The organism is Cellulomonas sp. KRMCY2, from assembly GCF_000526515.1.
Lineage (GTDB): Bacteria > Actinomycetota > Actinomycetes > Actinomycetales > Cellulomonadaceae > Actinotalea.
Map to the genome: position 1 here is coordinate 4385814 of NZ_JAGF01000001.1, position 14376 is coordinate 4400189.

Below are 14376 nucleotides of genomic sequence, written 5' to 3' on the forward strand. Positions count from 1 at the left end.
CGTGATCTGCCCTCCGAGGACTCACCGGGTGCGCGAGAATCGACGTCATGACGGCCGCACCGGGCGTCCTCATGACGCCCCAGGGCGTCCGGATCTCGGACCGCCGGTGGGCGGCGGTCGGCGATCGGCGGTCGGCGGTCGGCGATCAGTGGGCGCCGGTCGGTGCCGGAACGGAGAGCACGCTCATGGACACCTGGGACCGGATCGTCTCCCTCCGGACCGAGCTCGCCGCCCAGGCCGAGGCGTTCACGCCCGCTCAGTGGGACACGCAGAGCCTGTGCACGGGGTGGCGGGTCCGTGACGTGGTCGCCCACATGACCATGCCGGAGCGGTTCTCCCTCGTCGGCGGGCTCCCCGACATGATCCGTTCAGGGTTCCGCCTGAGCAAGGTCCTGCACCAGGACGCGGTCCGCCGCGGATCCGCCCCGGTGGCCGACGTCCTGGACGGCTACCGGGCCGCCATCTCCCATCGGACGCTGCCGCCGGGCCGATCCGTGGCGAACGTCCTGGCGGAGGTCGTCGCGCACACGCAGGACATCCGTCGCGCTCTCGGGCTGCCGTGGTCGTTCGACCCCGAGGTGCTGCGCGCCGTGGCCGACACGCTGCACGCCGACGCCGCGCTCAAGGTGCCCGGCCGGGTGGCGGGGCTGCGCCTGGCGGCCACCGACACGGGCTGGGCGGCGGGCGAGGGGGTCGAGGTCTCCGGTCCGCTCGAGGCCCTCGTCCTGGCGATGGTGGGCCGGTGTGTCGTGCTCCCGGAGCTCTCCGGCCCCGGGGTCGCCACCCTCGCCGCCCGCACCAACGGATGACGCGGCGCGGCGCGGTCAGTCGTCCTGTGCGGCCGGTCGCCGGCGTCGCAGCACGACCGGCGGCTCGACGTACGGCTGCCAGACAGCTCGCTCCTGCGGACTGATCCGCCGCGGCTGCGCCGTCGCCGCGTCGATCAGGACGAGGGTCGTGGTCGCCTGGATGAAGACCACCCGCCCCCCCGCGTCCTGACCGGTCACCTGGTAGCACACGTCGATGCTCGCGCCGCCGAGGTGGCCGAGCCACATCTCGACGGTGACCGGGTCGCGCCGGTAGCCGATCGGCAGCAGGTACTCGATCTCCGTCCGCGCGACGAGCGTGTGGGTCGCGGCCCCGGGGCCCGCGTCCAGCACCGCCGTCGGCCAGGTGCCCGGATCGGGCGCCTCGGGGTGCCGCCAGAAGGCGGCGATCCGCGCCTCCTCGAGCAGCCGCAGGACGGCGACGTTGTTGACGTGCCCGTAGGCATCCATGTCTGCCCAGCGCAGCGGGACGGGTACCAGCAGGCGGGTCATGGTCGGTCCTTGTCTCGGTGCCGACGCCCGGTGGCGCGGCGGGATCGATTGCTCGGTGCTCCGGCACGGTCCGCCGAGGTACGGCAGGCACGCAGCCGCGCGAGCACCTCGTCGACCGGCTCGACCACGAGCTGGTCGGCGACCTGTGCCACCGCGGCACGCAGCCCGTTGCCGGCCCGCCGTGCCCTGGCACGCGCCCCGGTGGCGGCGGCCAGCCGGGCCAGCCCGGCCACCAGCGGGCCGAGCAGCACACCGACCACGACCGCGGCAGTCGGCAGGGAGACCTCACCCCAGGCCGGTGGGTCGGGCACGGGTATCCGCAGCACGCCGAGCCCGGCCAGGACGCCGAGCCAACCCAGCCCGGCCACCAGGAACGCGAGCAGCAACCACTGGAGGCCGCCGACCACGGACCACCACAGGGGTCGCCGCTCACCGGCCACCGGTGTGCCGCTGACCGCGCGGTCCAGCGCATCCGGGAGGTCGTGCGCCTGGGCGATGCCGTCGGTGCGGGCCCGGGCGGCGAGCACCCAGAGGTCCGGTGACCCGGTCGTCGCGGAGTCGGTGAAGGCGCGGACGGCGGCGCGCGCGCGGGCGAGCTCGGCCTGGCCGGGTGGTGGCACGGATGTGCGGATCACCTCGTCCAGGGTCCCGCGGCGGCCCCGTGCCGTCGCGGTCGGCCCCGGCCCGCGGCGTCCCGAGCCCCTGGGCGCCGAACCGTCGACGCCCGATCCGCCCGAGCCCGGGCCGAGGTGCAGCCGGCGCAGGGGGTCCACCCTGAACCTGGCGACCCACCGGGTCAGCGGCCAGCCGGTCGCCGCGCGCGCGTGCAGCAGGTGGGCCCGACGCACCGCCTCGACGACGACCGGCACCCCGGCCGCCTGGGCGAGCGCGTCGACCAGCTCGGTCCGCGACGCGTGCGGCGCACCGTCGGTCCCACCGCACAGCTCCCGGATCCGGCCGGCCACGGCGATCACGTCGGCCTCGAGCCGCGCCTGCGCGGCGACCCGTCGGTGCGCCGCCTCGTCGAGCGCCGCCCGGAGGGCCGCGACGCCCTCACCGGTGCGCGCCGAGACCTCGAGCACCCGGACGCCCGGCAGACCGTCGTCGGCGAGCAGTCGTTCGAGGTCGCGACGGCAGGCGGCCCGCTCGGCCACGGTCAGCCTGTCCACCTGGTTCAGGACGACGAACACGACCTCGGCGTGCGCACCGAGGGTCCGCAGGTATCGCTCGTGCACTGCCGCGTCGGCGTACTTCTGCGGGTCGACGACCCAGACCATGAGGTCGACGAGGGCGACGAGTCGCTCGGCCTCGAGGCGGTGCTCGGTACGTACGGAGTCATGATCGGGCAGGTCGATCAGGACGAGACCCTCGTCGTCGCCGGTGGCTGGCGCCGCGCCGGCCGGTGGCTCGACGGGCGGGAGCTGATGGCGGCGGCGCACCCCCAGCCAGTCGAGCAGCGGGGCCGAACCGGCCTCGCCGCGGACCACGGCGAACGCCTCGGAGGTCGTCGGGCGGAGCACGTCCACCTCGGCGAGCGGTAGGCCGATGACCGCGTTGAGCAGCGAGGACTTGCCCGAACCGGTCGACCCGGCGAAGGCGACGACGGTGTGCTCGGCGGACAGCCGCAGCCGGTGCCCCGCCCGCTCCCCGACCTCGCGTGCCCGGACGACGAGATCGTCCGGCAGGACGCCTCGGCCCGCTCGGATCGCCTGAGCGAGGTTGTCGAGCCGCACGGTGACCGTCATGGCCGCCACATCCGCCGCCACCAGCCGCGCAGACCGCCGTCGTCGTGCTCCGGCTCGCCGAGCAGACCCTCGCCGACCCCGCCACGGCCGGCGCCGTCACCCGTGCCGGCCCGCCGCCCAGCGACGGGACCGCGCTCGCCGTCCTCCGGCCCGTCCGGTCCCGGCGCTGCCGCTGCGACCGCCCTGGCCGCTGCGCGGATCCGGTCCCCGGTGCTCGGCGACAGGTCGAGGGCGTCCAGCACCGTGGTGAACCGACCGGCCTCGATCTCCAGCAGCCTCGCCAACCGCGCCGCGAGGTCGTGCTGCGCAGTGCGCGTCAACCGCCGCACGGCGTCGTCGCCGAACACCGCCTCGAGCAGCCGCTGGGCCAGCACAGCCGTCCCGCCGGCGACACCGACCTCCGCCGTGGTGAGCCCACCGGTGGAGGCGAAGATCGCGACCATCAGGGCGGCACCGAGCCCGTTGACCCCGAAGGACAGCACCCGGGCGGTGGTGCGTCGCTCGGCGCCCTCGGTCGAGACCAGGTCGAGCACACCGGACTGCCAGTCGCGCATCTCGCCGGCGATCCGCTCACGCAGATCCGTCGAGGACCGGGAGAGCCGCAGCCCGTCGACCAGCCGGATGCCGGCCGGATCGGCGTGCCAGGTCGCGAACGTGTGGTCGGCGGCGCGGTCGGCAGCATCCTGCACCAGGTCGACCAGACCGTGCCCGATGGCCGCAGTGATCGGCTCGGGGGCCGGCCGACCGCGCAGCGCGGCCGTCGCGCGGTCCCGCCACGTGCTGACCTTCGCCTCGATGGCCCGGAGCAGCTCCCCGGTCCCGACGTACTCCTGCCACCGGGCGAGGACCTCCCCGCGCAGCATCGTGCCGTCCGAGGTGGCCGTCTCGAGCGAGCGCTGCGCGTCGCGGTAGGCAGCGGTGGCCACACCGCGCAGGCGCTCGGCGTGGGCGACCTGGGCGTCGGCGCCGGCCGCAAGGCCGGGCGATCGGGCCACCACGTCGTCGACCGCCCCCCGGACGGTGCGCCGGACCAGCCCGTCGCGGGCCGCCGCGTCGCCCGCGACCGAGCGCAGCCAGGTGGTGACGGCAGCGACAGCACTGCTCGGGAGCAGACCGTCGTCCAGGCGCGACTCCGCGACGGTGAAGAGCCTCGAGTCCGCGAGTCCGTGCTCGCTGAGCATCGCCCCGAGGTGAGCGGTGACGGCGTCCCGGGCGGCCGGCTCGACCCGGTTGAGGACCATCACGACCACGGCCCGTCGTCGGGCGGCCGCAGCCAGCAGGTCCCAGGGCACGGCGTCGGCATACCGCGCCGCCGTCGTCACGAAGACCCACACGTCCGCGGCCCCGAGCAGCTCCTCGCCCATCTCCCGGTTGGCCACGACGACGGAGTCGATGTCCGGGGCGTCCAGGAGCGCGAGGCCGCGCGGTACGGCCGGGTGCGGCACGAGGCGCAGTGCCCGGCCCTCCGCGTCCCCGCCGGTGACCCGTGGCAGCCGCGGCAGGATGCGCTCCGAGGCGAACCAGGCGCCGTCGTCCGGGTGGTGCACGAGGACCGGTGAGCGCGTGGTCGGACGCAGCACACCGGCGGCCGTCACCGACGTGCCGACCACGCTGTTGACCAGGGTCGACTTGCCGGCCCCGGTCGATCCGCCGACGACGGCGAGCAGCGGCGCGCCGATCTGACGGACCCGCGGGATCAGGTAGTCGTCGAGATGGTCGACGAGGCCGGCAGCACGAGCGCGCTCCGCATCGACCCCGGGCAGCTCGAGCGGGAAGCGCAGGTCCGCCACCGCGGCACGCAGGGCGGTCAGGGTGACGAGCAGCTCGCCGGCTGCCAGGTCCGTCCCGCTCACCCGTTGGTCTCCCGTCAGTCGCTCGCTCCCGGCCAGTGTGGCGCAGTCGCGCCGCTCATGTCGGATCGACGAGCCCGGACCTCAGCCGCGGGTCAGCTTGCGGTAGGTGACACGGTGCGGCCGGGCCGCCTCGAGACCGAGCCGCTCGACCTTGTTCGCCTCGTAGGAGTCGAAGTTGCCCTCGAACCAGTACCAGGCCGACGGGTCCTCGTCGGTGCCCTCGTAGGCCAGGATGTGCGTCGCGACGCGGTCGAGGAACCACCTGTCGTGCGAGACCACCACGGCGCAGCCCGGGAACTCGAGCAGGGCGTTCTCGAGCGAGCCGAGGGTCTCCACGTCCAGGTCGTTCGTCGGCTCGTCGAGCAGCAGCAGGTTGCCACCCTGCTTGAGCGTCAGCGCGAGGTTGAGCCTGTTGCGCTCACCGCCGGAGAGCACACCGGCCGGCTTCTGCTGGTCCGGGCCCTTGAAGCCGAACGCGGCGACGTACGCCCGCGACGGCATCTCGACGTTGCCCACCTTGATGAAGTCGAGCCCGTCCGAGACGACCTCCCAGAGGGTCTTCTTCGGGTCGATCCCACCACGGGACTGGTCGACGTAGGACAGCTTGACCGTCTCGCCGATCTTGAGCTCGCCGTCGTCGAGCGGCTCGAGGCCGACGATCGTCTTGAACAGGGTCGTCTTGCCGACGCCGTTCGGGCCGATGACGCCGACGATGCCGTTGCGCGGCAGCGTGAAGCTCAGGTTGTCGATCAGGACCCGGTCGTCGAAGCCCTTCCTGATGTCCCTCGCCTCGAGCACGAGCCCACCGAGGCGCGGACCCATCGGGATCTGGATCTCCTCGAAGTCGAGCTTGCGGGTGCGGTCCGCCTCCGAGGCCATCTCCTCGTACCGGGCAAGACGCGCCCTGGACTTCGTCTGACGGCCCTTCGCGGAGGACCGGACCCACTCGAGCTCGTCCTTGAGCCGCCTGGACAGCTTGGCGTCCTTCTTGCCCTGGACCTCGAGCCGCGCCTGCTTCTTCTCGAGGTACGTCGAGTAGTTGCCCTCGTACGGGTAGAGCCGACCGCGGTCGACCTCGGCGATCCACTGGGCCACGTGGTCGAGGAAGTACCTGTCGTGGGTCACGGCGAGGACGGCGCCGGCGTACCCGGACAGGTGCTGCTCGAGCCACAGCACGCTCTCGGCGTCGAGGTGGTTGGTCGGCTCGTCGAGCAGCAGCAGGTCGGGCTTCTCGAGCAGCAGCTTGCACAGGGCGACGCGGCGCCGCTCGCCACCGGACAGGATCGAGACGTCCGCGTCCGGCGGCGGGCAGCGCAGCGCGTCCATCGCCTGCTCGAGCTGGGCGTCGAGGTCCCAGGCGCCCGCGTGGTCGAGGGCCTCCTGGAGCTCGCCCATCTCGGCCAGCAACGTGTCGAAGTCCGCATCGGGCTCGGCCATGAGCTGGGAGATCTCGTTGAACCGGTCGAGCTTGGCCTTGATCGGGGCGACGCCCTCCTCGACGTTGCCCAGGACGGTCTTGGACTCGTTGAGCGGCGGCTCCTGGAGCAGGATCCCGACCGTGTACCCGGGCGAGAGCCTCGCCTCGCCGTTGGACGGCTCGTCGAGGCCGGCCATGATCTTCAGGATGGTCGACTTCCCGGCACCGTTCGGGCCGACCACGCCGATCTTGGCACCGGGGAAGAAGCTCATGGTGACGTCGTCGAGGATCACCTTGTCGCCGTGCGCCTTGCGCGCCTTGTACATGGTGTAGATGAACTCAGCCACGTGGGTATGTGCTCCTGGTGTCGATCGGGGACGGCGCGCTGCGGTGCGCCGGGGCACCGGCCAGCCTACGGCGTCGCGAGCAGGACCTCCTTGTCGAGCGCTGCGACCTCGTCACCGACGACCCCGCCCGCCGGCGTCGCCCACGGGTCGGTCAGGTCGAGTCCTGTGCCCTGCGCGTCACCGTCCGGCTGCGCCGCACCGGACTCCTCGGCCGGACCGGGACCCACCTCGGCATCCCGCGGACCGGTCGTGTAGACGGTCCTGGCGAACTTCGCACTGCCGCGCGTCAGGTCGTGGCCGATGGCAGTGGCCTCCAGCACGAGCCCGGTGCGCGGGCCGTTCTCACCCACCCAGTCCTCGGTGCGCAACCGGCCGTACGCCAGCACCGGCTCGCCCTTGTGGATCGAGGACGCGACGTTGAACGCCACGTCCCGGAACGCCTTGACAGTGATCCACTCGGTTCGGCCGTCGGTCCATGCGCCCTGCCGGTTGTCGAAGTACCGGGGGGTGGTCGCCACGCGGAAGCTCGTGAACGGTACGCCGTCGCCGACCACCTCACGGGGCGTCGACGCCGCCCACCCGACCACCGTGACCATCAGTCCGTTGGAGCTCATCGTTCCTCCTGCACCGTGGGCCGGCCGATCCGGCCCTGGAGCGAGAGTCCCGGCTGCGCGCCGGTGGTGCGGCGAGGGTCACCTCACGCTGGGGATGAGCCCGACGTGTCGGGGCCTGTGGATGTCACGTGCTGCGGATGTCCCGTGCCGTGGATGTCGGCGCCTGTCGATGCGTCAGCACCGACGGCGACCCGCCCCGCTGCTGCCGTCCGGACGGCGCGATGGTCGGCGAGCACCTGCGCCGTCGGCCGCGCGAGCGACACCTCGACCACCTGGCCGAGGACCTCCCGGGCAGCGGCACCGAGCTGTGCCGCGCGCCGCCGGGCGGTCCACCGGCGCAGCACCGCCCCCAGCGCCCACAGGCCGAGCCCCACGACGGCTGCGACGGCTGTCGCGAGCAGGGTCCCGCGGTCGTCCCACGCCCCGCCGGCGATGGCCGTCCCGCCGGTCACCCCGAGCCCCAGCAGGGCGAGCAGACCGCACCCCGCGGCCAGCACGCGCACCAGGACGGCGACAGCCGCGCCCCGGACGCTGACCGGAACCGAGCCGATCCTGTCGTCCGCGGCCCGGACCAGCTCGTCCGTGCCGGCGACCGATCCGGCCAGGGACTCCTGCCACGGCACGGGCAGCCCGTGACCCACCTGGTCGAGCCAGGCGCTCCGGACGAGTCCCACCCGGTCGGCCTGGAGCGGCCCCAGCCGACCGGCCATGGCCCGCCCCGCGCGCACAGCGGCCTCGACCGCGGCGACGATCCCGGCGAGCCCGGCGGCCTCGGCCAGGCCGTCGACCGCGTCGGCGACCGGGAGACGCGCCTCGGCGAGCTCACCCTCGCCCACGGCGGTGCCGAGGACGCGCGCGGCGTCGTCGAGCTCCACGGCCGAGCGGAGCTCGGCGACACCGCGACCCGCGACCGCGCGAGCCAGGACCCCGCGCACGACCGGGATCCCGTCCCCGCTGCGGGCCGAGACGCTGTGCACGCCGACGTCGAGGAGACCGTCCTCGCGCAGCAGCCGGGACACGTCACGCAGCAGGCCGGCCTGGGCGTCGATCGGGACGGTGTCGATCTGGTTGAGGACGACGAGCATCGCGCCCTCGTGGCCGACCAGATGCCGCAGGTAGCCGGTGTGCAGCGCGTCGTCCGCGTACTTCTGCGGGTCGACGACCCACACGAGCAGGTCCACGAGCGGCAGCAGCCGGTCGACGACCGCACGGTGCTCCGGCTCGACCGAGTCGTGGTCGGGCAGGTCGAGCAGCACGAGACCGCGCAGGTCGGCCTGCGACTCACCGTCGAGCGCGCTCTCCCGTTCGATCCGACGGTCCCGGGCGACCTCGAGCCAGTCGAGCAACGCGCTCGCGTCGTGGGCCCAGACGCATGCGGTGACCTGGGACGTGGTGGGTCGCCGGACGCCGACGTCGGCGAACTCCAGCCCGGTCAGCGCGTTGAAGACGGTGGACTTTCCGGACCCGGTCCCGCCGACCAGCGCGACGATCGTGTGGTCGACGCCGAGGGCGAGGCGTTCGCGCACCCCGTCGAGGGTGGTCTGCACCCTGGCGACCGTCGCCTCGCCGACGCACGGCGCGCCGCGCGCGATCGCCCGCTCGAGCTCCTCGACGCGCTGCAGCAGAGCGGCTGTGCGCGGACCGCTGGTCGGTGCCGCGGTGCCGTGCGTCGGTGCCCGGGTGTCGCTCATATGAGTCCCTTGAGGACTGCCAGGCGGAGGCGCAGCAGCGAGGCGGCGTCGTCGGCGAGGTCGTCGGAGGCGAGCTCCGCGACGGCCGGCGCCACGCCCGACCTGGCCTGCTGACCAGCACGCTCGGCCAGGTCCTCGGTGAGATGCCCGACGGCGTCGTCGGCGGCACCGGGACCGAGCATCGCGGCCAGGACCGCTGACGCCGGCTCGAGTCCTGCCGCCGCCGCAGCGAGCAGGGTCGCCACACCGTCGTCGCCCACGGCCCGGGTCAGCCGGGCGATGCGGCGCCGACGACGGCGGTCCGAGGTCGTCTGCAGCTGACCGGCCTGCTGCCCCGCGGCGAGCAGCCAGTCCCCTGCCGACTCCGCCGGCTCGGCGATCCGCCGGTAGGACGCGGCCCGGTCATCGGCCGTCCCGGTCGGACCGCCGACGGCAGCGACCGGCTCCGGTCCGGTGGTCACCGGCTCGGCGAGCCCGGCCAGGACGCCGCTCGCCCCGACCGCGTCGGTCGCGGCGAGCGCACCGACCACCGCCCGCTGACCAGCGGAACGGGCCGAGGCGAAGGCGACGGTCGTCGCGGACCGCAGCTCGTCGGCCAGCGCCGCGAGACCGGCGACGCGCTCCGGTCGACGTCGTCGGGAGGTCCACCGTCCGGCGAGCGGTCCCCTGCCCTCGGACAGGCGGGCCCAGCTCCCGCGCACGGGGCCGTCGGCGACAGCACCACCGCGAGCCGCCTCGGCCGAGCGCCGGGCCGGCGCCTCGACCACACCGTCGATCACGGTCAGCAGGCCGGCTCGAGCATCGACCTGCGCCTGCACGGCCTCGGCAAGGTCGTCGACCCACGGGCGGAGCGCGGCGAGCGAGCCACGCTGCGTCCTGGCGATCACCGATCGGGCCCGGTCCGGTCCGGCGATCATGGCGAGCCACCGCAGGATGGGTGCGACGGCCCGTGCGTCGAGCAGCCCCTCGTGCGGTCCGACGTCGGGCACCAGGAACAAGGGCACCGCGACCATCCCCCGCGCACGCAGCCGGGCCATGAGGTCGCCGCGCACCGTGACCAGCGCCGCATCCGGGACCCGGTTGAGCACCATCGCCATCGACGTCCCGCGCTCGGTCGCGCGGTCGAGCACCTCCCACGGCAGCGCGTCGCCGTAGCGCGCAGCAGTGGTGACGAAGATCCACAGGTCAGCGGCCTCCAGCAGCCGGTGGGCTGTGCTGCGGTTGGTCGCGAGCAGCGAGTCGAGGTCAGGAGCGTCCACCAGCGCGATGCCGCGCGGCACACCCTGGTGGGCCACGACGTCGACGATCGCGAGCAGCGGGTGGTCGGCGAGGAGCTCGCTGTCGTCCGGGTTGTGGACGAGCACCGGGCGCCGGGTCGTCGGCCGCAGCACGCCTGCCTTGCTGACCTCCGTGCCGAGCAGGGAGTTGACCAGCGTGGACTTGCCGGCCCCGGTCGATCCGGCCACGACCACGACCGCCGGGGCGGACAGCTCGCGCAGCCGCGGCAGCAGGTGGTCGTCGAGCTGGTCGAGGAGCTGGCGTCGCCGGGCCTCTGCGACGTCGACGTCATCGAGCGGAAGGGGGAAGCGCGTCCGGTCGACGTCCCGACGCAGATCGCTGACCGCGTCGAGCAGCGATGCGCTCGCCGTCGGACGCGCGACGTCCCGGCGGCTCGGACCGGCGGAGCCGACAGGACCACCTCGTGCGGTGGTCGGCGGCTGCGGTGTCACAGCACGATCCTCCCGTGCCGGTGTGCCCAGGCCAAACACGCGCGCCGGTGCAGGGCCGAGCAGACGCGGGCCGGACCGGACGGGTCGGGCCGGTGGAGCGCTGCGGGGACGACTACGCTGGTTCGGCCAAGCCCCCGTAGCTCAACGGATAGAGCAACGGCCTTCTAATCCGTAGGTTGCAGGTTCGAGTCCTGCCGGGGGCGCCCCTCGAGCCCCGCCGCGCGCGCCGCACCGGCCGCCCGGCGCCGGTCGATCACGACGACCCCACCGAGGACGGCCGTTGCGAGCATCACCGACGCGACCACGTCGGTGACGAAGTGGTAGCCGAGGTACAGGCGGCTCAGCGCCACGACAAGCGTCCCGGTCCCGGCTGCCACGAGCCAGATCACGAGGGAGCGCACGGTCGGTGCCCGCACCCACAGCAGGTACCCGACGACCAGCAGCAGCGTCGCGGTGCCGATCGTGTGCCCGGACGGGAACGAGTAGGTGCTCTCCGAGCCGGCGACATCCATCGTGCCCAGGGGCGGGCGGGGCCGCGCGATGACGGCCTTGAGGGTGAGGGAGACCAGGGCCGCAGCGGCCATCGCGGACATCAGGAGCACCGGCTGCCACCAGCTCCGTCCGAGGTACCCCCAGGTGAGGCAGCCGACCAGGACGAGCACCGGAAGCACCTGCGGGCCGGTGGCCGTGGAGATGGCAGCCATGACCGCGGTCAGGCCCGGGCCGCGTCCTGCGACGAGCGCATCCAGGACCGGCTGGTCGAGCGTCGCGAGGTCGTCGTTCTCCCGGACCGCGTCGAACACCCCGAGGAAGCCCGCGGTACCGAGGACCACGAGCGCGAGCCCGGCACCGACGGCGATCTCGGAGCCCCGGGCGCGGGCCCACCAGGCCCATCGACGGCGCAGCCTACGCACCCGGTCTGCACCGTCATGTCCGAAATTCACGTGCGCTCCCTGTCGGTCACCTGGGACTCTCGTCCTACCGCGGTGAAGAACCTGGCCAGTCCTCCCGGTCCATCCACTCACACCTTCTGGAGCACCGCCATGCATCCCCTGACCGTCTACGAGATAGCAGTCCGCGAGCACGACGACGTGATCGCACAGCGCACCCGCGAGCAGACGCTCGCGCGTCGCACCGCCGGCCGCCGGGACACCCGTCCCGCGAACCGGTCCTTCGACCGGTCCGCGCGACCGGCCGTGAGCACGAGCTCGAGCACGTCGACGTCGGACGGCCGCCCCGCGGTCGCCTGACACCGACGTCCGACACACCGACGTCCGACGACACGGGGCGGGCCGCACCTGCGGCCCGCCTTCGCCGTGTCTGCCACCATGTGCTCATGGTCCCGCTGAACCCCGTGTGGCCGGCCACCGTCCGGCACAGCTGATGGGCCGCCACTCCGCACCCGAGCCGACTCCTCGGCCGGTCTCCGAGCAGGTCCCCGGCGACGCGCGCGACCACCCTGCGACGCCCGCAGACCACCGGTCGGCCATAGACCACCGGTCGGTCACCGCCCCGACGCCCGTGCACCTCGACCCGCCGGCGGCCGCACCGGCACCTGCAGCGGCTGCCGGGCCGACTGGCGGACCGCCCGCCGCACCGACGCCGCCGTCGGGCTGGCGCGAGCGCGCGGTGCTCGCCGGCGCGGCGACGATCACGACCGGGGCGGTGATGGCCTGGGCGGGCGCGCAGCTGTGGGCCACCGGGGCGGGCGCCCTGGGCGCCGGGGCCGTCGTCCTGATCGCCTCGTGGGTCGCCGCGACGGTCCCCGGTCTGCACCACCCCGCGGGGCCGGCCGGTGCCGAAGGGTCTGCTGCCGGGCGGTCCGACGGGCATCGTCCAGGCTGACGGGCCGACCGGGAGCCAAGAGCGGACCCCGTACAGTGAGCGCGTGAGCACCGCCCCCGCCGCCAACGACCGGATCGTCTGGATCGACTGCGAGATGACCGGTCTCGACCTGACCCGTGACGCCCTGATCGAGGTCGCAGCCGTGGTCACCGACTCCGAGCTGCACGTGCTCGGCGACGGCGTCGACGTGGTCATCACCCCGCCGGTCGAGGCGCTCGAGCAGATGGACCCGTTCGTCCGGAACATGCACACGACGTCGGACCTGCTCACCGAGCTGCCCGGTGGCCTCACGCTCGACGAGGCGCAGGAGCAGGTCCTGGCGTACCTGCGCGAGTGGGTGCCCGGGGTCGGCAAGGCACCGCTGGCCGGCAACTCGGTCGGCACCGACAAGGCGTTCCTCGAGCGCGACATGCCCGAGCTCGTCGGCCACCTGCACTACCGCGTCATCGACGTCTCCTCGATCAAGGAGCTCGCCCGGCGCTGGTACCCGAGGATCTACTTCGCCTCGCCGGAGAAGAACGGTGGGCACCGGGCCCTGGCCGACATCCTCGAGAGCATCGACGAGCTGCGGTACTACCGCGCCGCGATGCTCGTCGCCCAGCCGGGACCCGACTCGACCACTGCCAAGCGGATCGCCGCGGAGGTCAGCGCGAGCTCTGTCCGGCAGGGACGCAACGCGCCCTGAGACAGCCGCGCTTCGCGCGTCCTGCGGTGGGGTGGCTAACGGGACTTGAACCCGCGACCCCCTGGACCACAACCAGGTGCTCTACCAACTGAGCTATAGCCACCACGATCCATCGGCTGGTCAGCCATGAACCGACGAGGAGTCTACCGGGTCGGAGCGGGTGCTCCGATCACCGGCCCCGTTCGCCGGTCCGGCGCTCTCAGGACGCCCTGGTCGCGATCGCGTCAGCGAACCGGTCGAGGGCACCGTCACCGAGCGCGGTGAACAGCGAGGGCTCGACCATCTCCAGCTCCATCAGCACCGGGGCGCCGTCGTCGCTGCTGACCAGGTCGACGCGCGCGTACAGGAACGGCTTGGGGACGTCCTCGACACCGTCGGCCGACTCGGTCAGCAGCCGGCGTGCGGTCCGGATCACGTGCCGCGACGCCTCGATCTCGTCGTCCGACGCGACGATCCGGCTCATCCGCTCCTCCTTGTAGACGCCGTCGACGCCGACGTCGGGGCCGTCGAGCATGGCGCCCTTCAGGACGCTGTGCGAGTACTCGCCGGACAGGAAGATGTGCGCGCGCTCGCCGACGGTGTCGACGCTGTTGAGGTAGCGCTGGACCATGACCGTCCGGTCGGCGCCGAGCAGGCGGCGGGCGTGCTGGATCGCAAGACCGCGCGAACCGGCGTCGATCGCCGTGTAGCGCCCGGTGTCCACCGACCCGGCCGAGACCGCCGGCTTGATGACGAAGTCACCGTTCGCCGGGAAACGGGTGTGCAGCGCGCGCGAGGACAGGTGCCGCTCGGGCTCGAGCCACATCGTCGGCACGATCGGCACCCCGGCCTCCTCGAGCTCGTGCAGGTAGTGCTTGTCGGAGTTCCACCGCACCACCGCGTAGGGGTTGGCCAGTGCCGAGACCTCCTCGACCCGGGCGGCCCAGGTCAGGAACTCCGTCCGCCGCTGGGCGTAGTCCCAGGTCGAGCGGATGACGACGAGGTCGAAGGCCGACCAGTCGACAGTCGGGTCGTCCCAGACGACGGCGTCGACCGCGTGACCACGCGAGGTGAGCGCGCCGAGCAGCGGGGCGTCGTCGGGGTGGAGGTCCGGCAGGGCGGAGCAGGTGGCCAAGGCGATTCGTGTCACG

13 protein-coding genes and 2 tRNA genes are annotated in these 14376 nt (G+C 73.6%); 5 read left to right on the top strand and 10 right to left on the bottom strand.

Annotated features, from left to right (window positions below; all coding sequences use genetic code 11):
* Positions 1-47 precede the first annotated feature (47 nt).
* On the top strand, positions 48-809 hold the full coding sequence (locus K415_RS0120610) for a maleylpyruvate isomerase family mycothiol-dependent enzyme (protein ID WP_024288916.1): 762 nt from the start codon (positions 48-50) through the stop codon (positions 807-809).
* A gap of 15 nt (positions 810-824) precedes the next feature.
* On the opposite strand, the gene K415_RS0120615 is transcribed toward K415_RS0120610, so the two are convergent.
* The 7 genes from K415_RS0120615 to K415_RS0120645 all read right to left on the bottom strand — a co-directional run bounded on the left by K415_RS0120615 (position 825) and on the right by K415_RS0120645 (position 10716).
* The gene (locus K415_RS0120615) at positions 825-1319 is read right to left on the bottom strand and encodes a thioesterase family protein (protein WP_024288917.1); all 495 of its coding nucleotides are present in this window, start codon (positions 1317-1319) and stop codon (positions 825-827) included.
* Entirely contained in the window at positions 1316-3064 is a 1749-nt protein-coding gene (locus K415_RS0120620; RefSeq protein WP_081785298.1) for a GTPase, read from the bottom strand. Before K415_RS0120620 ends, K415_RS0120615 begins: the two co-directional genes overlap by 4 nt.
* Positions 3061-4917 carry a hypothetical protein gene (locus K415_RS0120625; RefSeq protein ID WP_024288919.1) on the bottom strand — a complete coding sequence of 619 codons (1857 nt, stop codon included), beginning with the start codon at positions 4915-4917 and terminating at the stop codon, positions 3061-3063. Before K415_RS0120625 ends, K415_RS0120620 begins: the two co-directional genes overlap by 4 nt.
* 81 nt (positions 4918-4998) lie before the next feature.
* Complete coding sequence (gene ettA, locus K415_RS0120630; protein WP_024288920.1) at positions 4999-6681, bottom strand: energy-dependent translational throttle protein EttA; 1683 nt, start codon at positions 6679-6681, stop codon at positions 4999-5001.
* 65 nt (positions 6682-6746) lie between these two features.
* Positions 6747-7295, bottom strand: coding sequence for a single-stranded DNA-binding protein (locus K415_RS23135; protein WP_024288921.1), 549 nt, complete (start codon positions 7293-7295; stop codon positions 6747-6749).
* Between the two features lie 83 nt (positions 7296-7378).
* Entirely contained in the window at positions 7379-8986 is a 1608-nt protein-coding gene (locus K415_RS0120640; protein WP_024288922.1) for a GTPase, read from the bottom strand.
* Positions 8983-10716 (bottom strand): dynamin family protein, encoded by a 1734-nt coding sequence (locus K415_RS0120645; RefSeq protein WP_024288923.1) that lies wholly within the window; start codon positions 10714-10716, stop codon positions 8983-8985. The genes K415_RS0120640 and K415_RS0120645 overlap by 4 nt, the downstream gene beginning before the upstream one ends.
* Before the next feature lie 130 nt (positions 10717-10846).
* Here K415_RS0120645 and K415_RS0120650 point away from each other — a divergent pair.
* Positions 10847-10919: transfer RNA gene (locus K415_RS0120650), tRNA-Arg, on the top strand.
* Here the strand turns inward: K415_RS0120650 and K415_RS25210 are convergent.
* Positions 10881-11765, bottom strand: coding sequence for a phosphatase PAP2 family protein (locus tag K415_RS25210; RefSeq protein WP_081785299.1), 885 nt, complete (start codon positions 11763-11765; stop codon positions 10881-10883). The genes K415_RS0120650 and K415_RS25210 overlap by 39 nt on opposite strands.
* Here K415_RS25210 and K415_RS0120655 point away from each other — a divergent pair.
* The 3 genes from K415_RS0120655 to orn all read left to right on the top strand — a co-directional run bounded on the left by K415_RS0120655 (position 11760) and on the right by orn (position 13246).
* Positions 11760-11966 (top strand): hypothetical protein, encoded by a 207-nt coding sequence (locus K415_RS0120655; protein WP_024288924.1) that lies wholly within the window; start codon positions 11760-11762, stop codon positions 11964-11966. The two genes, K415_RS25210 and K415_RS0120655, sit on opposite strands and share 6 nt — an antisense overlap.
* A 133-nt stretch (positions 11967-12099) precedes the next feature.
* The gene (locus tag K415_RS0120660; RefSeq protein ID WP_155859541.1) at positions 12100-12561 is read left to right on the top strand and encodes a hypothetical protein; all 462 of its coding nucleotides are present in this window, start codon (positions 12100-12102) and stop codon (positions 12559-12561) included.
* 43 nt (positions 12562-12604) lie between these two features.
* Complete coding sequence (gene orn, locus K415_RS0120665) at positions 12605-13246, top strand: oligoribonuclease (protein ID WP_029664285.1); 642 nt, start codon at positions 12605-12607, stop codon at positions 13244-13246.
* A gap of 27 nt (positions 13247-13273) precedes the next feature.
* On the opposite strand, the gene K415_RS0120670 is transcribed toward orn, so the two are convergent.
* Positions 13274-13349, bottom strand: a tRNA-His gene (locus K415_RS0120670).
* A gap of 96 nt (positions 13350-13445) precedes the next feature.
* Entirely contained in the window at positions 13446-14375 is a 930-nt protein-coding gene (locus K415_RS0120675; RefSeq protein WP_231494948.1) for a RimK family alpha-L-glutamate ligase, read from the bottom strand.
* Between the last annotated feature and the right edge of the window lies 1 nt (position 14376).

Excerpts from the sequence above, each read along its gene's own strand:
- K415_RS0120615 (WP_024288917.1), bottom strand. The coding sequence starts at position 1,319 with ATGACCCGCCTGCTGGTACCCGTCCCGCTGCGCTGGGCAGACATGGAT.
- K415_RS0120620 (WP_081785298.1), bottom strand. The coding sequence starts at position 3,064 with ATGACGGTCACCGTGCGGCTCGACAACCTCGCTCAGGCGATCCGAGCG.
- K415_RS25210 (WP_081785299.1), bottom strand. The coding sequence starts at position 11,765 with ATGCATGGCGGTGCTCCAGAAGGTGTGAGTGGATGGACCGGGAGGACT.
- K415_RS0120660 (WP_155859541.1), top strand. The coding sequence starts at position 12,100 with ATGGGCCGCCACTCCGCACCCGAGCCGACTCCTCGGCCGGTCTCCGAG.
- K415_RS23135 (WP_024288921.1), bottom strand. The coding sequence starts at position 7,295 with ATGAGCTCCAACGGACTGATGGTCACGGTGGTCGGGTGGGCGGCGTCG.
- K415_RS0120655 (WP_024288924.1), top strand. The coding sequence starts at position 11,760 with ATGCATCCCCTGACCGTCTACGAGATAGCAGTCCGCGAGCACGACGAC.
- K415_RS0120610 (WP_024288916.1), top strand. The coding sequence starts at position 48 with ATGACGGCCGCACCGGGCGTCCTCATGACGCCCCAGGGCGTCCGGATC.
- K415_RS0120640 (WP_024288922.1), bottom strand. The coding sequence starts at position 8,986 with ATGAGCGACACCCGGGCACCGACGCACGGCACCGCGGCACCGACCAGC.